The 23,414-nt window shown below is 68.0% G+C and carries 20 protein-coding genes; 17 read left to right on the top strand and 3 right to left on the bottom strand.

Annotation, left to right across the window (positions count from 1 at the left end):
* The first annotated feature begins 29 nt into the window (after nucleotides 1-29).
* The 7 genes from SCI24_RS06640 (at nucleotide 30) to SCI24_RS06610 (ending at nucleotide 9,567) form a co-directional block, all read left to right on the top strand.
* A complete protein-coding gene (locus SCI24_RS06640) occupies nucleotides 30-1,616 on the top strand; it encodes a BCCT family transporter (RefSeq protein WP_318724636.1) in 1,587 nt (528 codons plus the stop codon).
* Complete coding sequence (locus SCI24_RS06635) at nucleotides 1,609-3,369, top strand: hypothetical protein (RefSeq protein ID WP_318724630.1); 1,761 nt, start codon at nucleotides 1,609-1,611, stop codon at nucleotides 3,367-3,369. Before SCI24_RS06640 ends, SCI24_RS06635 begins: the two co-directional genes overlap by 8 nt.
* Nucleotides 3,366-4,133, top strand: coding sequence for an Ldh family oxidoreductase (locus tag SCI24_RS06630; RefSeq protein ID WP_318724629.1), 768 nt, complete (start codon nucleotides 3,366-3,368; stop codon nucleotides 4,131-4,133). The genes SCI24_RS06635 and SCI24_RS06630 overlap by 4 nt, the downstream gene beginning before the upstream one ends.
* 26 nt (nucleotides 4,134-4,159) lie before the next feature.
* On the top strand, nucleotides 4,160-4,558 hold the full coding sequence (locus SCI24_RS06625; RefSeq protein WP_318724628.1) for a RidA family protein: 399 nt from the start codon (nucleotides 4,160-4,162) through the stop codon (nucleotides 4,556-4,558).
* A 159-nt stretch (nucleotides 4,559-4,717) separates the two neighbouring features.
* Nucleotides 4,718-6,436 carry an NADH-ubiquinone oxidoreductase-F iron-sulfur binding region domain-containing protein gene (locus SCI24_RS06620; RefSeq protein ID WP_318724627.1) on the top strand — a complete coding sequence of 573 codons (1,719 nt, stop codon included), beginning with the start codon at nucleotides 4,718-4,720 and terminating at the stop codon, nucleotides 6,434-6,436.
* Between the two features lie 11 nt (nucleotides 6,437-6,447).
* Nucleotides 6,448-9,297: a formate dehydrogenase subunit alpha gene (gene fdhF / locus SCI24_RS06615; RefSeq protein WP_318724626.1), complete on the top strand. Its 2,850-nt coding sequence runs from the start codon at nucleotides 6,448-6,450 to the stop codon at nucleotides 9,295-9,297.
* 18 nt (nucleotides 9,298-9,315) lie between these two features.
* Complete coding sequence (locus SCI24_RS06610) at nucleotides 9,316-9,567, top strand: hypothetical protein (protein WP_318724625.1); 252 nt, start codon at nucleotides 9,316-9,318, stop codon at nucleotides 9,565-9,567.
* Between the two features lie 109 nt (nucleotides 9,568-9,676).
* Here the strand turns inward: SCI24_RS06610 and SCI24_RS06605 are convergent, their stop codons facing one another.
* Nucleotides 9,677-10,963 (bottom strand): aromatic ring-hydroxylating dioxygenase subunit alpha, encoded by a 1,287-nt coding sequence (locus SCI24_RS06605; protein WP_318724624.1) that lies wholly within the window; start codon nucleotides 10,961-10,963, stop codon nucleotides 9,677-9,679.
* A gap of 328 nt (nucleotides 10,964-11,291) precedes the next feature.
* Between SCI24_RS06605 and SCI24_RS06600 the strand changes: the two genes are divergently transcribed.
* Nucleotides 11,292-12,398, top strand: coding sequence for a hybrid-cluster NAD(P)-dependent oxidoreductase (locus tag SCI24_RS06600; protein ID WP_318724623.1), 1,107 nt, complete (start codon nucleotides 11,292-11,294; stop codon nucleotides 12,396-12,398).
* Nucleotides 12,399-12,453: 55 nt separating this feature from the next.
* Here SCI24_RS06600 and SCI24_RS06595 read toward each other — a convergent pair whose 3' ends face one another.
* Nucleotides 12,454-14,250, bottom strand: a complete 1,797-nt coding sequence (locus SCI24_RS06595; protein WP_318724622.1) for an NAD(P)/FAD-dependent oxidoreductase — start codon at nucleotides 14,248-14,250, stop codon at nucleotides 12,454-12,456.
* A gap of 121 nt (nucleotides 14,251-14,371) precedes the next feature.
* Here SCI24_RS06595 and SCI24_RS21550 point away from each other — a divergent pair, with 121 nt between their 5' ends.
* Nucleotides 14,372-14,470, top strand: coding sequence for a helix-turn-helix domain-containing protein (locus SCI24_RS21550; protein WP_412929206.1), 99 nt, complete (start codon nucleotides 14,372-14,374; stop codon nucleotides 14,468-14,470).
* A gap of 62 nt (nucleotides 14,471-14,532) precedes the next feature.
* Here SCI24_RS21550 and SCI24_RS06590 read toward each other — a convergent pair whose 3' ends face one another.
* A complete protein-coding gene (locus SCI24_RS06590; RefSeq protein ID WP_318724621.1) occupies nucleotides 14,533-15,564 on the bottom strand; it encodes a LacI family DNA-binding transcriptional regulator in 1,032 nt (343 codons plus the stop codon).
* A 119-nt stretch (nucleotides 15,565-15,683) separates the two neighbouring features.
* Between SCI24_RS06590 and ltnD the strand changes: the two genes are divergently transcribed.
* The 8 genes from ltnD to SCI24_RS06550 all read left to right on the top strand — a co-directional run bounded on the left by ltnD (nucleotide 15,684) and on the right by SCI24_RS06550 (nucleotide 23,395).
* Nucleotides 15,684-16,619, top strand: a complete 936-nt coding sequence (gene ltnD, locus SCI24_RS06585; RefSeq protein WP_318724620.1) for an L-threonate dehydrogenase — start codon at nucleotides 15,684-15,686, stop codon at nucleotides 16,617-16,619.
* A gap of 2 nt (nucleotides 16,620-16,621) precedes the next feature.
* A complete protein-coding gene (gene otnK / locus SCI24_RS06580) occupies nucleotides 16,622-17,929 on the top strand; it encodes a 3-oxo-tetronate kinase (RefSeq protein WP_318724619.1) in 1,308 nt (435 codons plus the stop codon).
* Nucleotides 17,926-18,573, top strand: a complete 648-nt coding sequence (otnC, locus tag SCI24_RS06575) for a 3-oxo-tetronate 4-phosphate decarboxylase (protein ID WP_318724618.1) — start codon at nucleotides 17,926-17,928, stop codon at nucleotides 18,571-18,573. The genes otnK and otnC overlap by 4 nt, the downstream gene beginning before the upstream one ends.
* A gap of 23 nt (nucleotides 18,574-18,596) precedes the next feature.
* A complete protein-coding gene (otnI, locus tag SCI24_RS06570; RefSeq protein ID WP_318724617.1) occupies nucleotides 18,597-19,391 on the top strand; it encodes a 2-oxo-tetronate isomerase in 795 nt (264 codons plus the stop codon).
* Between the two features lie 7 nt (nucleotides 19,392-19,398).
* Nucleotides 19,399-20,394, top strand: a complete 996-nt coding sequence (gene denD, locus SCI24_RS06565) for a D-erythronate dehydrogenase (protein WP_318724616.1) — start codon at nucleotides 19,399-19,401, stop codon at nucleotides 20,392-20,394.
* A gap of 62 nt (nucleotides 20,395-20,456) precedes the next feature.
* Complete coding sequence (locus SCI24_RS06560) at nucleotides 20,457-21,458, top strand: TRAP transporter substrate-binding protein (RefSeq protein ID WP_318724615.1); 1,002 nt, start codon at nucleotides 20,457-20,459, stop codon at nucleotides 21,456-21,458.
* A gap of 66 nt (nucleotides 21,459-21,524) precedes the next feature.
* Nucleotides 21,525-22,124, top strand: coding sequence for a TRAP transporter small permease (locus SCI24_RS06555; protein WP_318724614.1), 600 nt, complete (start codon nucleotides 21,525-21,527; stop codon nucleotides 22,122-22,124).
* Nucleotides 22,121-23,395, top strand: a complete 1,275-nt coding sequence (locus tag SCI24_RS06550) for a TRAP transporter large permease (protein ID WP_318724613.1) — start codon at nucleotides 22,121-22,123, stop codon at nucleotides 23,393-23,395. The genes SCI24_RS06555 and SCI24_RS06550 overlap by 4 nt, the downstream gene beginning before the upstream one ends.
* Nucleotides 23,396-23,414: the final 19 nt, after the last annotated feature.

Here is a 23,414-nt window from a genome sequence, read left to right as displayed (position 1 = left end):
CACAACAACGACACAACGAGGCACCCCTCATGAGCTCCCGATCCCAACCCCCGGCGTCCCGCGCCGAATCGCGCCGCCAGCCCCTGGGCGACCCCGTCGTGCTGGCCCTGAGCGGCGGCTTCATCGTGCTGTTCGTGGCGCTGTCGCTGTATGACATCGATGCCGTGGCCAGCAGCATCAGCGCCGGCTTCGCCTGGACCGCCGCCATGCTCGGCTCCTATTTCCAGCTGTTGCTGCTGCTGACCTTCTTCATCGCCATGGGGCTCGCCGTGTCCCCGGCGGCCAGCGCCAAGGTGGGCAACCTCGACACCCCCGAGCTGAGCACCTTCAAGTGGCTGTCGATCATCATGTGCACCCTGCTGGCCGGCGGTGGCGTCTTCTTCGCCGCCGGCGAGCCGGTCTATCACTTCGTGGTCACGCCGCCGGCCTTCGACACCGAGGCCGGCAGCGTGGAGGCGGTGGCCGGGGCGCTGGCGCAGTCCTTCATGCACTGGGGCTTTTTGGCCTGGGCCGTGCTGGGCTCGCTGACCGCCGTGGTGCTGGCCCACTGGCACTACGACAAGGGCCTGCCGCTGCAGCCGCGCACGCTGCTCTATCCGGTATTCGGCGAGCGCCTGCTGCGGGGCTGGATCGGTGGCGTGGTCGATGCCTGCTGCGTGATCGCCGTGGTGGCGGGCACCGTGGGCCCAATCGGCTTCCTGGCCACCCAGGTCAGCTTCGGCCTGCACGAGCTGCTCGGCGTCGCCGAGGGCTACGGGACCCAGCTGGTGATACTGGTGGTGCTGGGGGCGGTCTACGTCACCTCGGCCGCCACCGGCATCAACCGGGGCATCCAGCTGCTCAGCCGGTTCAATGTCTTCCTGGCGCTGGCCATCGCCGTCATCATCTTCCTGTTCGGTCCTACCCTGTTCCTCACCAACGCCTACCTGCAGGGCTTCGGCGAGTACGTGAGCTCCTTCCTGGCCATGGCCACCATGACCTCGGAGACCGCCCCCGCCTGGTGGATGCAGTGGTGGACGGTGTTCTTCTTTGCCTGGTTCATCGGCTATGGCCCGCTGATGGCCATCTTCGTGGCGCGCATCTCGCGGGGACGGACAATCCGCCAGATGATCCTCGCCGTGGCGGTGATGGCCCCCATCGCCACCACCGTCTGGTTCACCCTGCTCGGCGGCTCGGGGATCCACTTCCAGCTGACCGGCGCGATCGACCTCGGCGAGGCGCTCAACAACTTCCAGTTCGACGTGGCGACGCTCACCGTGGCCCAGGCCCTGCCGGGCGGCATGCTCATGGCGCTGGCCATCCTGCTGCTGACCACCATCTTCGTGGCCACCACCGGCGACTCCATGAGCTATGCCATCGCCGTGGTCTGCACCGGGCATGACCAGCCCCATACGGGGGTGCGTATCTTCTGGGGCGTGGCCATGTCGCTGATGGCGGCCATCCTGCTCTACATGGGTGCGGGGCAGATCAGCGTGCTGCAGCAGTTCATCGTGATCACCGCGATTCCCGTCTCCCTGATCCTGCTGCCGTCGCTGTGGACCGGGCCACAGGCGGCCTACGCCATGGCGCGCCAGCAGGGTCTCACCACCCGGCCCAAGGTGATCGTCAATGACTAGCGCGGATCTCGTCTCGGCGGCTCCCCTCGGCCTGCGTCCCGCCGATGAGGTGATGCGGCTCGAGCGGCTCGGCAGCCTGCATGCCACCCGGCTGAGCTTCGTGCGCAGCCTGGTGCGCCAGATGGCCCGGCAGCGCTGGCAGGTCAGCCGGGTGCGCTTCGACCTGGATGCCAACGGCCATGGCACGGCCATCTACCGGCTGCAGACGCCCCATGGCCGCTACCACGGGGTGATGTTCGCCCAGCCGCTGGAGGACGCACGCCGCTCCGACCGGGTCATCGCCGAGGCCTGGGACGTGACCTTTGGCCTGGTGGAGGGCGACGTGGATGACAGCCTGCTGGCGCAGATGGCCGCCAACGTGCCCCTGCAGGAGGCGGGGCGTCAGCACCCCAGGGTGCTGGTGCTGTCGCGGGCCAACAAGAGCCTGCGCAACTTCGCCCACTTCGTGGAGGCCCTGGCCCGTGGCGAGCAGCCCGATCCCGCCTGGCTGACCCGGGTCGGCTACCTCTACCGGACCACGGCGGTCTACGGCAACGGCAAGTTCGGCATCGCCGACTTCGCCCGCCTGCTGGACAACCCCGACTTCCGTCGGCCCTTCTCGGCGCAGATGGCCGGCGTCTACCTGCTGCGGCACTTCTCCATCGAACAGGTGGAGCACCTCGCGGCCTGTCGCTCACCGGACACCGCCTGCCCACTGGCCAGCGAGCTGCGGCGCTACCTGGGCATCGGCAACTCCACCGGGCTCGGCATGGCGCCCTTCCTGATCAACCATCCCCAGCTGATTGCCCAGTGGATCACCCAGCGCGAGACGGCCCTGACCCTCGCCCTGCGCCAGGCGCCGGAGGAGGCCGAGCGCGAGCGACTGATCGCGCTGACCCGCCGTGCCATGCAGCATCTCGGCGAGACCGTCACCGAGGACGCCGAACAGGCCGAGCGCAATGCGGCCACGGTGGCCGCGCTGCCTGACGTACTGACCTGGCTTGCCAGCGTGCCGCTGGAGGCCGATATCTGGCAGCAGCTGGTGGAGTGGAGCGCCCGCACCCTGCCGCTGGAGGCCCAGGAGCTGATCAACACCCTGCTGATCGAGCTCTATCCGGATCAGGTCGACGCCCTGGAGGACCGGATGGGGGTGTCGGAGAACCTCGACCTGGAGCCCGACATGCCGCTGATGCGCCTGCGTCAGCTGGTCGAGACCCACTATGGCTGGGCGCTGGCCCATGACTACGCGAGCCGCGAGGGCGCCTACTGGTTCTGGTATCGCTCCGCCGAGAAGGAGGAGCCGAGGCTGGGGGTGCGCCATGCCGAGCCCGGCGCCGAAAAGGAGATGCCCATTGCCATCGGGCCCCGCGTGGCGCGCACCCACCAGGCACTATGTGACTTCCTCGAGGGCCATCCGCGGGCCTCGGTGGTCGACTTCCTGCTCGAGCACCCCCGCCACAAGGAGGTGGTGCGCCGCATCCAGACGCTGGTCAGGGCGCCCTACGGCGACATCCACGCCAACCTCTGGCATCGCGACATGAAGCCGATGCACCTGCTGCGCACCAAGCTCTCCTTCTTCGGGGCCAGTCGCTTCGACCCCAAGTCGGACCGCTGGGTGCGGATCACCCTCTTCCAGGGTGCGCCGCTGGTCGAGGAGCTCAATGCCGAGCCGCAGGACCTCGCCGGCTTCGACGACTGGAGCTTCCCCCTCGAGCCCGCCCGCGAGGGGGAAGTCAGCTCCTTCCATGGGCGTACGGGAGTGGCAGCACAATGATCGTCTCCTACAACGAACTCCAGGGCCTGTGCCGCAAGGCCTTCAGCGGGATCGGCTTCGAGGAGGGAGATGCCGCCGATGCCGCCGACATGGTCGCCTGGATGCAGTGTCACGGCCTGCACGGCGTCGAGCAGCTCAACCGGGGCCTGGACTACCTGCTCGAGGAGGATCCCGAGGCGCGGCCGCGGCTGATCTATCAGGATGGTGACCTGGCAGTGCTCGACGGCCAGGGCCACAGCGTGCTGCGAAGCATCAGCCTGGCCACCGAGCTCGGCTTTGCCAAGGCGCGTGCCCGCGGCCTCTCGGTGGTCAAGATCCGCCGCTGCCACAACCGCCAGCTGATCATGGGCTACCTGTCGCGGCTGGCCGGGCGCGGCATGAACATCACCGCCTTCTGGCGCAATGCCCAGGTGCCCCTCACCGAGCAGGTGGTGGGCTTCCGTGCGGGGCATGCCACGCCGGAGGTGCGCGTCTACTCGGTACGCGACGTGCCCGAGGAGAACGAGCCCAACGACGGCATCACCCTGGTGATGGCCAACCATGTGGAGCTGCTGCCCTCCCTGGGCGCCGACCACGACCTCGACCTGCTGGCCCATCATCCCGAGTCCGAACTGCTGGCCTGCCGACAGCTGGCCCTCAAGGAAGGCATCGAGGTGGACGATGCCATCTGGGCGCGCCTCAAGACCCTGGCGCACCGCATCCTGGTGGAGTCCAGCGACGCCTCCCGGGGCGGCGCCGGTGCCGGCGACCACGACAACGACTGACCCCTACATCCTCACGAGACGCTTCCATGATCCAACCCGTCGCCACCGACCTCTATGCCGCGAAGGCCCCGCTGGAGTGGGCCGTCATCGGCAATGGCATCCTCTTCACCGCCCAGATCCCCATCGGTGCCGATGGCGCCGTCGTCGACGGCGGGATCGAGCCCCAGACCCGCCAGACCCTGGAGAACCTGCGCCATACCCTGGCCTGTGCCGGGGGAAGCATGGCCAGCCTGACCCAGGTGCTGATCTACGTGACCCGTCGCGAGGACCTCGCCACGGTCAATCGCCTCTATGCCGAATACGTCAGCGCGCCCTATCCCAATCGCGCGGCGATCATCGTCTCGGGATTCGCCCGGGAGGAGATGCTCGTCGAGATGGTGGCCTATGCTGTGATGCAGGAGACAGCCGACGGCGAGACGTGCTGAGAGCGACATCCTCGTATCCATTCGCTCACCGGCCCGTCGCCCGGCCATTGTCCTGATCTCGGGCGGGTGACACCATGCCGATGATGGCCGTCGTCGCCCGCCAAGGGACAGCAAGCTGTCGATATCGCGCCACCTCACAAGCATTACAACGAGCCCGCCATGACCGTCGAGACCGTCACCCCCAAGCGCCGCTTCCGCGGCAGGCCCCGTGGCCGTGACCTGCCCCCCGTCGCCCTCGCCTCGCTGCGCCAGCTGCTCGGCGACGAGCGCAGCGACACCGGGCTGCGGCGCCGTGACCTGCTGATCGAGCACCTGCACGCCATCCAGGATGCCCAGGGCCACCTGCCGCTGGTGGCGCTGCGGGCGCTGGCCGCCTACATGAACCTGCCCATGGCGGCGGTCTACGAGACGGCAACCTTCTACGCCCACTTCGACGTGGTGCACGACGACCAGTCGCCGCCGCCGGAGGTCACGGTGCGGGTCTGCGATTCGCTCTCCTGCCAGCTGGCCGGGGCCGCGACGCTCAAGGCGCAGCTGGAGGCCGGTGTCGACCCGCAGGCGGTGCGGGTGCTGCGGGCGCCCTGCATGGGCCGCTGCGAGACCGCACCGGTCGTCGAGGTGGGCCACCACCACGTGCTCTTCGCCACCGCCGAGGGCGTGGAGGCGGTGGTGGATACCGGCCACTTCCATCCCGAGGCGATCGTCTGGCAGCGCCTGGCGGACTATCGCGCCGCGGGCGGCTACCGACTGCTCGCCGACTGCCGCGAGGGACGCACCACCGTCGAGGCGCTGATGGAGACGCTCGAGCGGGCCAACCTGCGCGGCCTCGGCGGTGCCGGCTTCCCCACCTTCAAGAAGTGGCACTTCGTGCGCCAGGAGCCGGGGCCGCGCTACTGCGCGATCAACGCCGACGAGGGCGAGCCAGGCACTTTCAAGGATCGCTACTACCTGGAGCGCTCGCCGCACCGCTTCCTCGAGGGGGCCCTGGTCAGCGCCTGGGCGGTGGAGGCCGAGGCGCTCTACATCTACCTGCGTGACGAGTACCCCGGCCTGCACCGGGTGCTGCATGAGGCGATTGCCGAGCTCGAGGCTGCGGGGCTGGTCGAGGCGGGCTATATCGTGCTGCGCCGGGGGGCCGGGGCCTACATCTGCGGCGAGGAGTCGGCGATGATCGAGTCGCTGGAGGGCAAGCCCGGCAAGCCGCGCCACCGCCCGCCCTTCGTCGCCCAGAAGGGGCTCTTCGACCGTCCCACCCTGGTCAACAACGTCGAGACCGTCTACTGGATCCCGCTGATCCACGAGAAGGGCGCCGACTGGTTCGCCGGCCACGGTCGCCATGGGCGTCAGGGCCTGCGCAGCTTCTCGCTCTCCGGGCGGGTGCGGCGCCCCGGGGTCCACCTGGCGCCCGCCGGCATCACCCTCGCTGAGCTGGTCGAGGAGTATGGCGGTGGCATGGCCGAGGGACATCGCCTGGCCGGCTACCTGCCGGGGGGCGCCTCCGGGGGGATCCTGCCGGCGAGCAAGGCCGATATCCCGCTGGACTTCGATACCCTGCAGGAGGCGGGCTGCTTCATCGGCTCGGCGGCGATCATCGTGCTCTCTGACCAGGATGACCTCAGGGCGGTGGCCACCAACCTGCTGGCCTTCTTCGCCGACGAGTCCTGCGGCCAGTGCACGCCGTGCCGGGTCGGCACCGAGAAGATGCTGACCCTGCTCGAGCGCGACGAGTGGCGCGTCGAGGAGCTCGAGCGCTTGTCCCAGGTGATGATGGATGCCTCCATCTGTGGCCTGGGCCAGGCGGCGCCCAATCCGGTGCTGGGCCTGCTGCGGGACTTCCGCGGCGAGCTCGCCGGCCAGAACGTGATCGTGAAAGGGTAGGGAGACTGATGATGGCACAAGAGACCTTTACCCTGACCCTGGATGGCACCGAGGTCAGCGCCTTTCCCGGCGAGACCCTCTGGCAGGTGGCCAGGCGCGCCGGCGAGACCATCCCCCACCTCTGCTTCAAGGATGCCCCCGGCTACCGCAGCGACGGCAACTGTCGTGCCTGCATGGTGGAGATCGAGGGCGAGCGCGTGCTGGCGGCGAGCTGCCTGCGCGAGGCGACCCCCGGCATGGTGGTGAAGAGCGCCACGTCCGAGCGGGCGCGGGTGTCCCGCGAGGGCGTGATGGAGCTGCTGGTCGCCGACCAGCCCGAGCGCGACGATGGTCCCGACCGCTCGAGCCACTTCTGGGCCATGGCCGAGTCGCTGGCCATCGACGCCAGCGCGGTGCGCGAGCGGCTGCCGGCGCGCGCCGAGCGCGCCGCCCCCACGGTGCACCATGTCGCCGAACGCTCCGCCGCGCTTCCCCATGCCGGAGGCCATGACGCCACCCATTCGGCGATGAACGTCAACCTCGATGCCTGCATCGAGTGCAACCTCTGCGTGCGGGCCTGTCGCGAGGTCCAGGGCAACGACGTCATCGGCCTGGCCCATCGCGGCGCCGCCGCGAAGATCGTCTTCGACTTCGACGACCCCATGGGCGAGAGTACCTGCGTGGCCTGCGGCGAGTGCGTCCAGGCCTGTCCCACCGGGGCACTGATGCCGGCGACCCTGGTCGACGCCGCGGGGCGCGGCGACTCGCAGGTGGCCGATCGCACCGTGGATTCGGTCTGTCCTTACTGCGGGGTGGGCTGCCAGCTCACCTACCATATCAAGGACGAGAAGATCCTCTTCGTCGAGGGCCGCGACGGGCCATCGAACCAGAACCGGCTGTGCGTCAAGGGACGCTTCGGCTTCGACTACCCCAACCACCCTACGCGGATCACCCGGCCGCTGATCCGCCGGCCGGGCGTGCCCAAGGGGCTCGATCCCGACTTCGACCCCCTCGATCCGCTGACCCATTTCCGCGAGGCGAGCTGGGAGGAGGCGCTGGACGTCGCCGCCAATGGGCTCGGCGCGCTCAAGGCGGCCCACGGTCCCGACGCCCTGGCCGGCTTCGGCAGCGCCAAGTGCTCCAACGAGGAGGCCTGGCTGTTCCAGAAGCTGGTGCGCACAGGCTTCGGCAGCAACCATGTCGACCACTGCACCCGGCTGTGTCACGCCAGCTCGGTGGCGGCGCTGATGGAGTGCATCGGCTCCGGGGCGGTGACGGCCTCCTTCATGCAGGCGCTCGAGGCCGAGGTGGTGATCCTCACCGGCTGCAACCCGGCGATCAACCACCCGGTGGCGGCCACCTACTTCAAGCAGGCGGCGCGCAATGGCACCAAGCTGATCATCCTCGACCCCCGTGGCCAGGCGCTGGACGCCTATGCCCACCGCAGCGTGCGCTTCACCCCCGGCGGCGACGTCTCGCTCTACAACGCCATGCTCAACGTCATCGTCAGCGAGGGGCTCTATGATCAGGCCTACATCGACGCCCACACCGAGGGCTTCGAGGCGCTCAAGGCCCATGTGCGCGACCTGACCCCCGAGGCGATGTCACCGGCCTGTGGCGTTGCCCCCGAGCAGATCCGCGAGCTTGCCCGGCTCTATGCGACCGCCGACAAGGCGATGATCTTCTGGGGCATGGGCATCTCCCAGCACGTCCACGGAACCGACAACGCCCGCTGCCTGATCTCGCTGGCGCTGGCCTGCGGCCAGACCGGCCGCCCCGGCACCGGCCTGCACCCGCTGCGCGGCCAGAACAATGTCCAGGGTGCCTCCGACGCCGGCCTGATCCCCATGGTGCTGCCTGACTACCAGCCGGTGACCGACGCCCAGGTACGCGCCGCCTTCGAGGAGCTGTGGCACACCCCGCTCGACGCGACGCCGGGGCTCACCGTGGTGGAGATCATGGACGCCATCGCCGCCGGGACCATCAGGGGGATGTACATCCTCGGCGAGAACCCGGCGATGTCCGACCCGGACCTCGACCATGCCCGGGCGGCCCTGGCCCGGCTCGAGCACCTGGTGGTGCAGGATCTCTTCGTCACCGAGACCGCCCAGTTCGCCGACGTCATCCTGCCGGCCTCAGCCTGGCCGGAGAAGGACGGCAGCGTCACCAACACCAACCGCCAGGTGCAGCTGGGCCGCGCTGCCGTGCCGCTGCCCGGCGAGGCCAAGACCGACTGGTGGATCATCCAGCAGATCGCCAATCGGCTGGGCCTGGGCTGGGACTATACGCACCCCCGCGAGGTGTTCGCCGAGATGAAGCAGGGCATGGCCTCGCTCGATCACATCACCTGGGAGCGCCTGGAGCGCGAGAGCTCGGTGACCTATCCCTGTCCCGCCGACGACGCGCCCGGGGCCGACGTGGTGTTCAGTGATGCCTTCCCCACCGCGAGCGGGCGGGCGACCTTCACCCCCACCCGCCCGCTGCCGCCGGACGAGCCCATCGATGGCGACTACCCCACGGTACTGATCACCGGGCGCCAGCTGGAGCACTGGCATACCGGCTCCATGACCCGTCGCAGCCGGGTGCTCGACGACCTCGAGCCCGAGGCGGTGGCGAGCCTCGCGCCCGCCGAGCTGGTGCGCCTGCGCATGGCGCCGGGGGAGCCGATCACCATCACCACCCGGCGGGGCGCCATCACCCTGAAGACGCGGGTCGACCCGCTGATGGCAGAGGGGATGGTGTTCGTGCCCTTCTGCTACGTGGAGGCGGCGGCCAACATCCTGACCAACCCGGCGCTCGACCCCGACGGCAAGATCCCCGAATTCAAGTATGCGGCCTGTCGCCTGGGCCGTGCCGAGGCGGCGCTGGCGGACAGCGACTGAGACGGAGGAGGGCGACCCATGATGATCGTTGAGCTGATCGATGGCGATGATTTCCGCGATCGCCTGGTGGCGCTGGGCATCCGTATCTCGGAGGGCGCCTGTCCCGAGAGCAGCGCCCGGCTGGCCCGGCGCTGCGCCCTCGAGGGAGGCGTGCCGGGGCTTGCCGAGTCGGTTGCCGAGCTGGTCGGCGAACTCGAGAGCAAGCGCGAGATCCTGCTGCCCTCGGTCCGCCGGGCGCTGGAGACCCATCTCCTGCCGCTGGTTCGCTGACCCGACGGCGCCTGTCAGGTCCTGACCAGGGCGCATGCTTGACAACGACACGGCCCCCGGTGGCGATCACCGGGGGCCGTTTTTCCTTTTCCTGAAGGCGGGGGAGGACTCAGCCCTCCACCACCTTCAGGTGCGGGGCGGTATGGCCGAGGTTCTCCAGCAGGCTCTCGCTGTACCAGTCGATGAAGTCGATCACCCCGAACTCGTAGGTCTCCGAGTAGGGCCCGGGCTCGTAGCCCCGGGAGTTGATCCCGCGCTGGTTCTCCTCCGCCAGGCGGCGGTCCTGCTCGTTGGTGGCGTCCCACACGCGGCGCAGCTGGGTCGGGTCGTAATCGACGCCCTCCACGGCGTCCTTGTGGACCAGCCACTTGGTGGTCACCACCGTCTGCTGGGGCCCCAGCGGCATCACCCGGAACACCACGGCATGGTCGCCCATGAAGTGGTTCCAGGAGTTGGGCAGGTGCAGGATGCGCAGCGAGCCCATGTCAGGGCTCTCGAGCTGGCCCATCAGCTTGCCGCATGCCGGCCGGCCATCGATGGTCATCGACACCGTGCCCTCCAGCAGCGGGGTGCGGGTCAGGCGGTTGCGCTTGCCCAGGCGGCTGAGCCGCCAGGGCACGCCCATCGCCTCCCACTGCTGCTGCTTGCGCGCCACCAGCGCCCTGTAGGACGGCGTGGCGCGCGGGTCGTCGCTGTCGTCGAACTCCTGAAGCGAGTTGAGCAGCTCCGGATGGGCGCCGTTGCAGTGGTAGCACTCGCGGTTATTCTCGATCACCAGCTTCCAGTTGGCCTGCTCGACGATGCTGGATTCCACCGCGACCTTGACGTTCTCCATGTCGTAGGGGGCGAGGTAGTGCTCCAGGCGCTCGAGGAAGTCGTCGATGGCCGGCGGCTCCTCGGCCAGGCTGACGAAGAGGTAGCCGCCGGCGCTGCGCACGTTGACGGGCTTGAGCCCGTAGGCGGCGAGGTCGAAGGCCGTGCCCATGTCGCTGCCGGCGAACAGCAGCCGGCCGTCCAGCTCGTAGGTCCACTGGTGGTAGGGGCAGACCAGCTTGGCCACCTTGCCCTTGTCGCTGACGCAGAGCCGGGAGCCGCGATGCCGGCAGACGTTGTGGAAGGCATGGATCTCGCCCTTATCGCCCCGCACGATGATCACCGGGTTGTCGCCCACCTCCAGGGTCATGAAGTTGCCCTTGGCGGGAATCTCGCAGGTCATCCCGGCGAACAGCCACTCCTTCTCGAAGATCTCCTGCATGTCCAGGGCAAACAGCCGGACATCGTTGTAGAAGGGCTGGGGCAGCGAGAAGTTTTTCCGGCGGTGCAGCAGCATCTCGACGGTGGCTTCGCGTGCCGATGCTAGGGGGTCATCCAGGCGAGCGGGAGACATGGGGTCCATGACGATACGTCCTCTTGCTGGGCCGCTCGGGCGGCCTCGGGGTTGTTCAGGGAAACCGGGGTGCTGTGGATGGCCGCTCACGGACGATGATGGTGGCGGATTGCGGCGAGTGTGGATCAGCGGCCCGGGGGGCAGTTGTCTGGCCGCGACGCGCGATGACGCTGCAGCGACGTGACAGGCCATGGTGGGAGGGGAGGCAGGAGGCCACGGGCATGTCCGTGTCGCTGGCAGGCAAGTCGCGGCCCCTCAGGCTGCGCAGAATGCGCTCAACGGCAGGCGGTGGTACCGCGGTCGGAGACCCTCATGCTGCAGCCCGGGCGACTCGACAATGACAATGAGCTTTCTCAATCCCGTCACGACCCAGACCTGGACCAACGGCCGCCACCTGGTGCGCTGCGTCAAGGTGATCCAGGAGACCTGGGATACCCGCACCTTCTGCTTCATGGCCGAACAGCCGGTGATGTTCTTCTTCAAGCCGGGACAGTTCGTGACCCTGGAGCTGGAGATCGATGGTCAGCAGGTGATGCGCTCCTACACCATCTCCAGCTCGCCCTCCGTGCCCTACAGCTTCTCGATCACCGTCAAGCGCATCCCGGGGGGGATGGTCTCCAACTGGCTGCACGACAACCTCGGGGTCAACGACGAGCTGGCGGTGCATGGGCCGGTGGGCAACTTCAACGTCATCGACTATCCCGCCGACAAGGTGCTGATGCTCTCCGGCGGGGTGGGAATCACGCCGCTGATGTCCATGGCACGCTGGTTCTTCGACACCAACGCGGCGGTGGACCTGCAGTTCGTGCACAGCGCACGGACGCCGCGGGACATCATCTTCCACCGCGAGCTCGAGCACATCTTCTCGCGGATCCCCGAGTTCAGGCTGCATATCGTGTGTGAGCGCAGCGATGAGCTGGGCGATGCCTGGGCCGGCTTTCGCGGCTACCTCGGTTTGCCGATGCTCGAGCTGATGGCGCCGGACTTCATGGACCGCGAGATCTTCTGCTGCGGCCCCACGCCCTACATGGCGGCCATCAAGCAGCTGCTCCGGGCCCAGGGCTTCGACATGGCGCATTACCACGAGGAGTCGTTCGGGGCCACGCCGCTGGAGGTCCAGGAGGAGGTGATCGAGCACGTCGAGCAGGCCGAGGCCGAGGCCGAGGAGCTCGATGTCGCCGACATGATCAGCGTCGAGTTCCGCCAGTCCGGCAAGAGCGTGCGCATCCAGCCGGGCGACACGGTGCACACCGCGGCGGCCAAGCTGGGCCTGCATATTCCCAAGGCTTGCGGCATGGGGATCTGCGGGACCTGCCGGGTGCCGCTGGCCGCGGGCCAGGTCGACATGGAGCACAACGGCGGCATCACCGACGAGGACGTGGCGGACGGCTATATCCTCTCCTGCTGCAGCAAGCCGCTGGGCGACGTGGTGGTGGAGTATTGACCGCGCCGGCCATGTCCCCATGGCCGGCGCCCGGCGTGCCGGACCGTTCCGGGGATCAAGACAGGTGGTGGACCTCCTGCAGGCCGTAGACCGGGGTCGGGATGCCCTCCATCCGGGCCTTGAGCTGCAGGGCCAGGTACCGGGAGTAGTGACGCGACTGGTGCAGGTTGCCGCCGTGGAACCACAGCGCCTCCTGCTGGGTGGGCTTCCACATGTTGCGCAGCTCGCCTTCCCAGGGCCCCGGATCCTTCGGGGTGTCGGAGCCCAGGCCCCAGCACTTGCCGACCTTGTCGGCCACCTCCTGGGAGATGATGCGCGCCGCCCAGCCGTTCATGGAGCCGTAGCCGGTGGCATAGACGATGAGGTCCGCGGGTAGCTCGGTGCCGTCGGTGAGGGTCACCGAGCGCGGGTTGATGCACTCGATGCCGACGCCACTGCGCAGCTTGATCTCGCCGTTGGCGACCAGGTCGCAGGCGCCCACGTCGATGTAGTAGCCCGAGCCCCGCCGCAGGTACTTGAGGAAGAGGCCCGAGTCGTCGGAACCGAAGTCCAGCAGGAAGCCGGCCTCCTCCAGCCGCTGGTAGAACTCGGCATCCCGCTCGCGGATCTCGTCGAAGGCCGGCTTCTGGATGTCGGGCAGCACCTTGTAGGGGATCGAGGCGAAGATCAGGTCGGCCGTGTCGTGGGTAATGCCGCTGCGCACGGCCTCCTCGGAGTAGAGCGGGCCGAGCACCACGTCCATCAGCGAGTCGGACTTCACGATGTGGGTCGAGGAGCGCTGCAGCATGGTGACGTCGGCCTCGTTCTCCCAGAGCGCCGCGCAGATGTCGTGGGCGGAGTTGTTGGCACCCACCACGACCACCTTCTTGCCGCGATAGGCGTCCGGCCCGGGGTGCTGGCTGGAGTGCTGCTGCTCGCCCTCGAACGTCTCGGCGCCCGGGAAGTGGGGAACGTTGGGCATGCCCGACATGCCGGTGGCCAGCACCAGCTGCTGGGGGCGCAGCGTGACCCGCTCGCCGTCGCGGTTGACCTCGACGATCCACTCGCCCCTGGTCTCGTCGTAGCGGGCGCTCTCGCATTCGGTGGCGCCCCAGTAGTTGAGCTCCATCACTTTCGTGTACATCTCCAGCCAGTCGCCCAGCTTGTCCTTGGGCGCGAAGACCGGCCAGTTCTCGGGGAAGGGGATGTAGGGCAGGTGGTCGTACCAGACCGGGTCGTGCAGGCAGAGCGACTTGTAGCGGTTGCGCCAGGAGTCGCCGGGCCGCGGGTTCTTCTCCACCACGATGGTGGGGACGTCCAGCTGGCGCAGGCGTGCGGCGAGCGCGATGCCACCCTGGCCGCCGCCGATGATCACGCAGTAGGGCTGGCGCGTGTAGCCCAGCTCCTGCTGCTCGCGCTGGCGTGCCTCCAGCCAGGTTTCGCGTGACTTGCTGGCCCCATGCTGGGCCCCCTTGGGGCGGCGCTCCCGGCTGGGCTCGGGATGGTCCCTGAGCTCCTGCATGGTGGTCAGCAGCGTCCAGCACCGGCCGTCCTTCAAGCGCAGCAGCCCCTTGCCGCTGGCTACCGCCGTCTCGAAGGTGATCCAGGCCTCGATCATGCCATCGGCCTCGTTGGCCTCGCCGTCCAGGCGCCAGTTCGTGGGGCGCGCCTCGTCCAGGGTGGCCTCCAGCATGGCCTGGATCTCCTCCTTGCCCTCCAGCGTCTTGAGGTTCCAGGTGAAGGTGACCAGGTCCCGCCAGTAGCACTCCTCGCCGAACAGGTCCACGACCTGCTGGAGGTCTCTCTCGTGCAGGGCGGCCTCGAACTGCTCCAACCATTGGGTGACGTCTTGGGTCGGCGTGCGTGTTGTCATCATTGTTCTCCACTGCTCGTCATGGGGTATGCCCCCTGACTGAAGCAGCATTCATGCCAGGCACGGGACGCGATGGCCGGCATGGCTTTCAATGCATTGAACAACAAGGAAATAAAGTTCCCTGGGCAGGGCCAGGGCCCGGCGGCTGGGCGTGTCGCGTCCCACCGTCTATCGGCGGATGCAGCGCCACGGCCTGGTGCCACCGAACCGGAGAGGGTGAGGGCGTTCGTGACCTGACCCTGTCAGCGCAGAGGCGGAAGGCCGACCGCGGGATTCCCTGCCTCAGGTGCTCTGGCCGATCATGAGCGTGAAACCCACATCCTGCTGCGGTTGCGTCACCGGCTGGTGGTCCAGTCTTCTCAAGACCTGCTCTGCCGCCAGTCGCCCCATGGCCTCGCGGGGTGACTGGATGGTGGTCAGGCGCGGCGTGACGTACTGACCCAGCGGCAGCCCATTGAAGCCGGCGATGGCGATATCACCGGGGACCCGCAGGCCGAGACGCTGGGCATGGAGCAAGGCGCCGGATGCCAGATCATCGTTGGCGAAGTGGATGGCGTCGGCCCCGGGATAGTGCGCTTGAACGCGCTCCAGCCCTCTAGCCCCCTCTTCGAGACTGCCGAGCTGGTCGAGTTCGATCAGCAAGGGCTCGATCCCGGCGTCTTGCAGCACTTCACGATGTCCCGCATAACGCATGCTTGCGCGATAGTCGTCCGAGAGTCGTGCGCCGACGTAGACCGGCTGGCGATAGCCGCGCCCCAGCAGATGCCTGGCCATGCAGCGGCCCGCTTCCTGATGGTCCAGGCCGACGTTGAGATCCAGCGCCTCCCCGAGTTCCATCACCTCCATCACGGGTCGGTCACACTCCTTCAGCAATCGACGGCACGCCGGGGTGTGCTTGAGTCCCGCGGTGACCAGCGCCGAGCAGGACCAGCCCAGGAACGTTCTTACCAGCTGATGCTCTCGCTCGATGTCATAGTCGGTGTTACCCAGCAGGATCTGATAGCCGGCAGCCTCGAAGGTGGCCTGGAGCCCCTTGATGACCTCGATGAAGACGGTGTTGGCCAGCGACGGTACGATCACTGCGATGAAGCGGGATCGAGCCGACGCCAGGCTGCCTGCGATCAGGTTGGGTACGTATCCGAGATGCTCCATGGCCTCCAGGACACGCTGCCGCGTCGAGGCATTGACGCGTTCGGGGTCGTTGAGGGCTCGTGAAGCCGTGATGGAGGACACGCCCGCCACTTCAGCCACCTGGGCGAGCGTCGGTTGGTGGGAGCCTCGTCTCTGACGTGACTGTGTCTTGTTTTTAGACATTGGTCGCACCCTCCCTCTCGGCCCTTGCTGCCTGATGATGGATCATCTACAACAATGTTAGCGCTAACATGTTAGCGCTACCAGTCACGGGGATGGATCCGTCATCAGGAGGTCAGCAGGTGAGCGATGCAACCACAGGGGCGCCCCGGATTGGCGTCATCGGCCTGGGGGCCATGGGCATGGGCACGGCCACTGCGCTGCTCGAGAGTGGCCTTGAGGTCACGGGCTGCGATATCTCCGCCGCGGCACGCGAGGCCTTCGAGGCGCGGGGCGGGCAGAGCGCCGAGACGCCGGCGGCACTGGCGGCCCGCAGCGACATCGTGCTGCTGGTGGTGGTCAATGCCGACCAGGTCGAGCAAGTGCTGTTCGGCCACCAGGGGGTCGTGGGTTCCCTTCGCCACGGCGGCCTGATCATGCAATGCGCCACGGTGGCCCCCAGCATCGCGCGTCGCCTGGGAGAGCGGCTCACCGACGCGGGACTCGAGATGCTCGACGCACCGATCAGCGGTGGCGCCGCCAAGGCACGCAGCGGCGAGCTGTCGGTCATGGCCTCGGGCGCCGGGAGCGCCTTCGCCATGGCGGCGCCCGTCCTCGAGGCCATGGCCGCCACCGTCTATCGGCTGGGGGACACACCCGGCGTGGGCTCGAGCATGAAGCTCGTCAACCAGCTGCTCGCCGGGGTGCATATCGCCACCGCCGCCGAGGCGATGGCCCTGGGCATCCGCATGGGGCTCGACCCGGAGACCGTCTACGAGGTGATCACCCACTCGGCGGGCAACTCCTGGATGTTCGAGAACCGGGTGCCGCATATCCTCAAGGGCGACTACACGCCGCTCTCCGCCGTCGACATCTTCGTCAAGGACCTCAATATCGTCCACGAGACCGGGCGTGAGCTGGCGCTGCCGACCCCGGTGGCGTCTTCGGCACTGCAGCAGTTCACCGCGGCCAAGGGCGCCGGCTTCGGCCGAGAGGACGACGCGGCCGTGATCAAGGTCTACGAGCGGCTGTCGGGCATCACGCTGCCCGAGGCCGCCAACGACGCCGAAGGAGCCTGATCATGGCCATCGTGCTGGGTGCCATCGCCGACGACTTCACCGGGGCCACGGATCTCGCCAACAACCTGGTGCGCGCCGGCATGCGCTGTGTGCAGGCCATCGGCGTGCCGACCGCCGAGGCAGACATCGGTGATGTCGATGCGGTGGTGGTGGCGTTGAAGTCCCGCTCCTGCCCGGCAGGCGAGGCGGTGACGGAGTCCCTGTCAGCACTGGAGTGGCTGCAGGCCCGGGGTGCCAGGCAGATCTTCTTCAAGTACTGCTCGACCTTCGACTCCACCGACGCCGGCAATATCGGGCCCGTGGCCGATGCCCTCCTGGAGCGGTTGGGGAGTGCCCAGACGGTGATGGTCCCGGCCTTCCCGGCCAATCGCCGTACCGTCTATCAGGGCCACCTGTTCGTTGGCGATCGCCTGCTCAACGAGAGTGGGATGGAGCACCATCCGCTCAATCCGATGACCGAGGCCGACCTGGTGCGCTTCCTGAGCCGCCAGACTCCCCATGCGGTGGGCCTGGCGGCGCAGCCGGTGCTGGCCCGTGGTGCCGATGCCACACGCGACCATCTTCGTGGCCTGTCGGAACAGGGCGTGCGTCATGTGATCTGCGACACCCTGGACGAACGGGATCTCGAGGTGCTCGCCGAGGCACTGGTCGACTACCCCCTGGTGACCGGTGGGTCAGGGCTGGGGCAGGCGCTGCCTGAGCAGTATCGCCGCCGGGGCTGGCTTGACGAGGTTTCCGAGCCGGGGCGACTGTCGCCGGCCGCCGGCAGTGCGCTGGTGCTGTCGGGCAGTTGCTCGCGTGCCACGCTCGGCCAGGTCGACCACTTCCTCGAGCACCATCCCGGCTTCGCCCTGAACCCGCTGGCGCTGGCGGAGGGCGAGTCCCACCTCGCCGAGGCCCTGGCCTTCGCCCGCGAGTATCTGGCCGACGGCGGCCCGGTACTGGTCTATGCCTCCGCGGATTCCCAGCGCGTCAAGGAGGCCCAGGCGGCGCTCGGGGTCGAGCGTGCCGGTAGGGAGGTGGAGCAGGCCATGGGCCAGCTGGCGCGCACCCTGGTCGACGAGGGCGTCGGCCGGCTGGTGGTCGCCGGCGGCGAGACGTCCGGTGCGGTGGTCTCTGCGCTGGACGTCCGCCAGCTGCGTATCGGTGGCCAGATCGACCCCGGGGTGCCCTGGACCCAGGCGCCTCTGGCGGGCCGCGCGGCACCGCTGTCGCTGGCGCTCAAGTCCGGCAACTTCGGCGCAGAGGATTTCTTCACCCGGGCCTTCACCGTGCTGGAGGAACTGACCGCAGGGGAGGGGAGCGCATGAGCCGACACGACGAGACGCGACTGCGTGAACAGATCACCACGCTGGGCAAGTCGCTGTTCGACAGGGGCCTGACCATGGGCTCCAGCGGCAACATCAGCCTGCGGCTGGATGACGGCGGCTGGCTGATGACCCCCACCAACGCCTGCCTGGGTCGGCTGGACCCGGCGCGCATCTCGCGGCTCGACGGCGAGGGGCGCTGGCAGGAAGGCGACAGACCGACCAAGGAACACTTCCTGCACATGGCCATGTATGCCGAACGCCCCCAGTCCGAGGCCATCGTGCACCTGCATTCGACCCATTCGGTCGCGGTCTCCTGCCTGCCCGATATCGACCCCTGTGACTGCATTCCTCCCCTGACCGCCTATTACGTGATGCGAGTGGGCAAGCTGCCGCTGGTGCCCTACCACCTGCCGGGCGATCCTGCCCTGGGGGATGCGGTGCGCGGCCTGGCGGGGCAGCACAGTGCCGTGCTGCTCGCCAATCACGGCCCGGTCGTGGCTGGCAAGAGCCTGGAAGCGGCGGTCTATGCCACCGAGGAACTGGAGGAGACCGCCAAGCTCTATCTGCTGCTGCACGGCCGAAATCCGCGCGCCCTGACACCGGAACAGGTGGTCGAGCTCGAGGCTCGCTTCCCCCGCGACTGATCCGATTCCACAAGGACCCGACCATGATCCGACTGGCCGCCAACCTGAGCATGCTGTTTGCCGAGCATGATTTCCTCGACCGCTTTGCTGCGGCCGCCGAGGCCGGCTTTCGTGGAGTGGAGTATCTGTTTCCCTATGCCCATTCCCCCGAGGACATCAAGACCGCCCTGGATGAGGCCGGCCTCGAGCAGGTGCTGTTCAACCTGCCGCCCGGTGACTGGGAGGCGGGCGAGCGTGGCCTGGCCAGCCTGCCGGGCCGGGAGGCGGAGTTCCGTGATTCCGTGGCCGAGGCGCTGCGCTATGCCGAGGCACTCGACTGCCCCCGCGTGCATGCCATGGCGGGCCTGCTGCCGCCGGATGCCGACGAGGCGACCCGAACGGACCACCACGCGACCTATATCGACAACCTTCGCTTCGCCGCCGGGGAAGCGGCCCGGGCGGGTCGAGAGCTGTTGATCGAGCCAATCAATACCCGCGACATGCCCGGCTTCTTTCTGTCCCGCCAGGCCCAGGCCATGGCGGTGCTGGAGGAAGTGAACCAGCCCAGCCTGCGTCTTCAGTTCGATCTCTACCACTGCCAGGTCATGGACGGTGACCTGATCAAGCACCTGGAACGGCAATTCGACCGGATCGGTCATGTCCAGATCGCCGGGGTACCCCAGCGTCACGAGCCGGATGTCGGCGAGGTGCATTATCCGGCCATCTTCGATCGTCTCGAGGCCCTCGGCTACGGTGGCTGGGTCGGCTGTGAATATCGGCCGGCCGCTGGCACCCGCGAGGGCCTCGGGTGGGGCCGGGAACATGGCCTGAGGCCATGAGCGACGCATGAACCAAGACAACAAGAGGACACCAGACCCCATGCATATCGTCATCACCGGTGCGGCCGGCTTTCTCGGGCAGCGACTCGTCAACCAGTTGCTGGCCCGGGGCGAGCTCAACGGCAAGGCGATCACTCGCCTGACGCTGATCGACCAGGTCGAGGCCCCCAGGCCCGAGGCTGCCGGGATCGAGAGCGACTGCCTGGCGCTCGATATCACGGTTCCCGGCGCCCTCGACTCGGTCCTGCGGGCCCGGCCCGAGGTGATCTATCACCTGGCGGCGGTGGTGAGCAGTGCCGCCGAGGCGGACCTGGATCTCGGCATGCGGGTCAACTTCGATGCCACCCGTGCCCTGCTCGAGGGCTGCCGGGCCCATGGCCTGGCCGGCACGCGGTTGATCATGGCCAGCTCCGTGGCGGCCTATGGAGGCGACCTGCCCGATATCCTCGACGACATGACGGCGCTGTACCCGCAGAACTCCTACGGCACCCAGAAGGCGATGTGCGAGCTGCTGATCAACGACTACAGCCGTCGCGGCCTGGTCGATGGGCTGGTGTTGCGCCTGCCGACCATCGTGATCCGCCCCGGTCGCCCCAATGCGGCGGCCTCGAGCTTCGCCTCCAGCATCCTGCGCGAGCCGCTCAATGGCGAGGAGGCCGTCTGTCCGGTCCCCACCGACCTGGAGATGTTCGTGATGTCGCCGGGCAGGGTGGTCGAGGCGTTGCTGCACGGGGCCGAGTTGCCGGGCGAGGCGCTGGGGCCCTTCCGTGCCTTCATGCTGCCGGGCATTACCGTCAGCGTTGCCGGGATGCTCGATACCCTGCGCGAGGTGGGCGGCGACGAGGCCCTGGCGCGGGTTCGCCACGAGCCCGATGCGCGCATCCAGGCCATCGTCTCCGGCTGGCCGAGGCGATTCACTACCCGGCGGGCCGATCAGCTGGGCTTCCACAGCGACAAGGACTTCCGCGAGATCGTCGAGGCATTCCTGGACGAACGTGCCTGACCCCGGGGCCAACCGGCCCGGGGTCCTTCCCAAGCGTGTCACTGCAAAACGAGGTCATAACAATGAAAGCCACTTTCGCACGCCGTACCCTCGCCACCGCCATCGCCGGTGCCACCAGCGCCGCCCTGGCCATGACCGCCCTGAATGCTCAGGCGGCGCAGACCATCAACCTGGGGCATACCCTGTCGGACAGCTCGCACTATTCGGTGGGGGCCGATGCCTTCAAGGAGACCCTCGAACGGCTCAGTGACGGCGAGTTCGAGGTAGTGGAGCACACCTCAGGCGCGCTGGGCGGCGAGCGCGCCATGATCGAGGGCTTGCAGATCGGCACCGTCGACGTCGTGATCACCTCCACCGGGCCGCTGGGCAACTTCGTACCGGAAACCTATGTACTCGACCTGCCGTTCCTGTTCGAGGACTACGACCAGGCACGCTGCGTGCTGGACAGCGAGATCGGCCAGGAACTGCTCGACAAGATGGGCAACCATGACCTGGTGGGGCTCGCCTGGAGCGAGAACGGCTTCCGGCACATGACCAACAGCAAGCGCGCGGTGAAGACCCCCGCCGATGCCGAGGGCCTGAAGGTTCGCACCATGGAGAACAAGGTGCACATGGAGGCCTTCGAGCAGATGGGCGTGCATCCCACGCCCATGGCGTTCCCCGAGGTCTTCACGGCCCTTCAGCAGGGCACCGTGGATGGCCAGGAGAACCCCATCACGGTGATCGTGGCGACCAAGTTCTGGGAAGTGCAGGACCACCTCTCCCTGACCGGCCATGTCTATTCGCCGGCGGCCGTGCTGGGCTCCCCGATCCTCCTGGATGGGCTCTCCGAGGAGCAGCGCGGCTGGTTTGAGCAGGCGGCCCAGGCCTCGGCCGAGGCCACGCGTGAGGAGGTCTCGCGCCTCGAGCGGGAAGGCGTGGAGCTGCTACGCGAGAACGGCATGACCGTGGAAACGGATATCGACAAGGCGCCGTTCCAGGAGGCTGTCAAGCCTGCCTACCAGATCTACACCGACCAGTACGGCAGCGAGATGCTCGACCGGATCCGTGCCAGCGACTGCTGATCCGCCGAATCGACTCCCCCGGCATCCTGGCGGTGCCGGGGCCCTGCCTCACTGCGGGTGGACGAGATGCTGCAACTCTTTCTACGTATCGAGCGCCAGACCACGCGTCTGGCCCTGCTCGGTGCCGTTCTCATGCTGATCGTGTCGGTCACGCTGGGCTTCTACCAGGTACTGACGCGATTCGTCTTCGATGCCCCCTCGACCTGGTCCGAGGTCATCTCCCGGTCGGCCATGATCTGGTGCGTCTTCCTGGGGGCGGCCGCGGGCTTTCGGGGGGGCTTCATGATGTCCGTGGAGGTCATCTACAGGTTGGTGCCGGGACGCCGCCTGGTCTGGCTGGAGGTGTTGATCGCGCTGTGCTGCTCGATCGTGCTGGTCGTGCTGATCTACTTCGGCACGGCGATGATGCTGCGGGTGCGCAGCCAGATGCTCTCCGGCCTGGAGGTATCGATTGCCTGGGCATACGCCGCCATGCCCGTGGGGGCGAGCTTTGCCCTGGTGGCCGTCCTGGCCCGCCTGCTGGCCCAGGCCAGCGGCCTTGAAGCCATCGGGCCGGCCAACGAGGAGGCGGCGATCCCCGAGACACCGGCCGGGGTGGGAAGGCCCGAGGCACGCGCGGCCGATGACGCCGCTGCCCCATTCCGTGACAGGAGCGAACGCCCATGAATGCCGCCATCGGTCTGGCCCTGATCATCCTGTTCAGCCTGGGCGTGCCCATTGCCGTGTCCATCGTGCTGGCCTCGATCATCGGCATCGAGTTCTTCTCGCCGCTCCCCCTGCTGCTGGTCCCGCAGCAGATGTTCGTCGGCATCGACAACTTTCCCCTGCTGGCCATCCCCTTCTTCATCCTGGCCGGCAACCTGATGGCGGCGGGGGGCATCTCGCGCCGCCTCGTGGACCTCGCCAAGTCGCTGGTGGGCGGGCTGCAGGGGGGCCTGGCGATGACCTGCGTGCTGACCTGCATGATGTTCGCCGCGGTATCGGGGTCCAGCGTGGCGACCACCTTCGCCATCGGCTCGATCCTGATCCCCGCCATGGTCAAGCACGACTACCCGCGTCCGCTGGCGGCGTCGATCCAGGCGTCATCGGCCGAGCTGGGGGTGCTGATCCCACCCTCCATCCCGTTGATCCTCTTCGGGGTGAGCACCGATACCTCGATCGGCAAGCTGTTCATTGCCGGCATCGGGCCGGGCCTGCTGATCGGGAGCGCCCTGCTGCTGTTCCTCTACCTGTTCTGCAAGGTGCGCGGCTACGGCCTGCGGGACCGCGAGGACCGCCACGACTTTCCCACGGCCTTCAAGCGTGCCTGGCTGGCGATGCTGATGCCGGTGGTGGTGATCGGCGGCATCTACGGCGGCGTGTTCACCCCCACCGAGGCCTCGGCCGTGGCGGTGGTCTATGCCCTGATCGTCGGCGGGCTGATCTATCGGGAGCTCTCACTGGCCGAGCTGCTGCCCATCTTCAAGCAGAGCGTCATCTCGACCGCGGCGGTGATGCTGATCATCGCCGCGGCGGCGCTCTTCAGCTTCCTGATCAGCCGCTCGGGGCTGCCGGGCGAGGTGGCCGGCTGGGTGACCAAGGTCTTCGACAGCCCCATCTCCTTCCTGCTGGCGGTCAACGTGATGCTGTTGATCGTGGGGATGTTCATCGAGACGTCGGCGGCGATCCTGGTGCTGGCGCCGATCTTCACCCCCATCGCGGTCCAGTACGGGATCGACCCGGTGCACTTCGGCCTGATCGTCGTGGTCAACCTGGCACTTGGCATGTTCACCCCGCCCCTGGGCGTGAACCTCTTTGCCGCCTGCGCCGTGGCGAAGCTGTCGGTCGACCAGCTGCTGCCCTGGCTGATGCGCTTCGTGCTGGTGGTGCTGGCCTGCCTGATCGCGATTACCTACCTGCCCTGGATCTCGCTGGGGCTGGTCGACCTGCTCTACTGATCACAATGACAAGGAAAGA

The sequence above is a fragment of the Halomonas sp. genome (assembly GCF_033549285.1).
Lineage (GTDB): Bacteria > Pseudomonadota > Gammaproteobacteria > Pseudomonadales > Halomonadaceae > Halomonas.
Note: the sequence above shows the minus strand (reverse complement) of the source record. Positions and strands in the feature narration are given on the sequence as shown.

Bases quoted from the DNA above. Each gene is read 5' to 3' on its own strand.
- SCI24_RS06560 (WP_318724615.1), top strand. From the start codon at position 20,457: ATGAAAGCCACTTTCGCACGCCGTACCCTCGCCACCGCCATCGCCGGT.
- SCI24_RS06630 (WP_318724629.1), top strand. From the start codon at position 3,366: ATGATCGTCTCCTACAACGAACTCCAGGGCCTGTGCCGCAAGGCCTTC.
- SCI24_RS06555 (WP_318724614.1), top strand. From the start codon at position 21,525: ATGCTGCAACTCTTTCTACGTATCGAGCGCCAGACCACGCGTCTGGCC.
- SCI24_RS06640 (WP_318724636.1), top strand. From the start codon at position 30: ATGAGCTCCCGATCCCAACCCCCGGCGTCCCGCGCCGAATCGCGCCGC.
- SCI24_RS06610 (WP_318724625.1), top strand. From the start codon at position 9,316: ATGATGATCGTTGAGCTGATCGATGGCGATGATTTCCGCGATCGCCTG.
- otnC (WP_318724618.1), top strand. From the start codon at position 17,926: ATGAGCCGACACGACGAGACGCGACTGCGTGAACAGATCACCACGCTG.
- SCI24_RS06625 (WP_318724628.1), top strand. From the start codon at position 4,160: ATGATCCAACCCGTCGCCACCGACCTCTATGCCGCGAAGGCCCCGCTG.
- SCI24_RS06605 (WP_318724624.1), bottom strand. From the start codon at position 10,963: ATGGACCCCATGTCTCCCGCTCGCCTGGATGACCCCCTAGCATCGGCA.
- SCI24_RS06595 (WP_318724622.1), bottom strand. From the start codon at position 14,250: ATGACAACACGCACGCCGACCCAAGACGTCACCCAATGGTTGGAGCAG.
- SCI24_RS06620 (WP_318724627.1), top strand. From the start codon at position 4,718: ATGACCGTCGAGACCGTCACCCCCAAGCGCCGCTTCCGCGGCAGGCCC.
- denD (WP_318724616.1), top strand. From the start codon at position 19,399: ATGAACCAAGACAACAAGAGGACACCAGACCCCATGCATATCGTCATC.
- SCI24_RS06590 (WP_318724621.1), bottom strand. From the start codon at position 15,564: ATGTCTAAAAACAAGACACAGTCACGTCAGAGACGAGGCTCCCACCAA.
- fdhF (WP_318724626.1), top strand. From the start codon at position 6,448: ATGGCACAAGAGACCTTTACCCTGACCCTGGATGGCACCGAGGTCAGC.
- SCI24_RS06635 (WP_318724630.1), top strand. From the start codon at position 1,609: ATGACTAGCGCGGATCTCGTCTCGGCGGCTCCCCTCGGCCTGCGTCCC.
- SCI24_RS06600 (WP_318724623.1), top strand. From the start codon at position 11,292: ATGACAATGAGCTTTCTCAATCCCGTCACGACCCAGACCTGGACCAAC.
- otnK (WP_318724619.1), top strand. From the start codon at position 16,622: ATGGCCATCGTGCTGGGTGCCATCGCCGACGACTTCACCGGGGCCACG.
- otnI (WP_318724617.1), top strand. From the start codon at position 18,597: ATGATCCGACTGGCCGCCAACCTGAGCATGCTGTTTGCCGAGCATGAT.
- SCI24_RS06550 (WP_318724613.1), top strand. From the start codon at position 22,121: ATGAATGCCGCCATCGGTCTGGCCCTGATCATCCTGTTCAGCCTGGGC.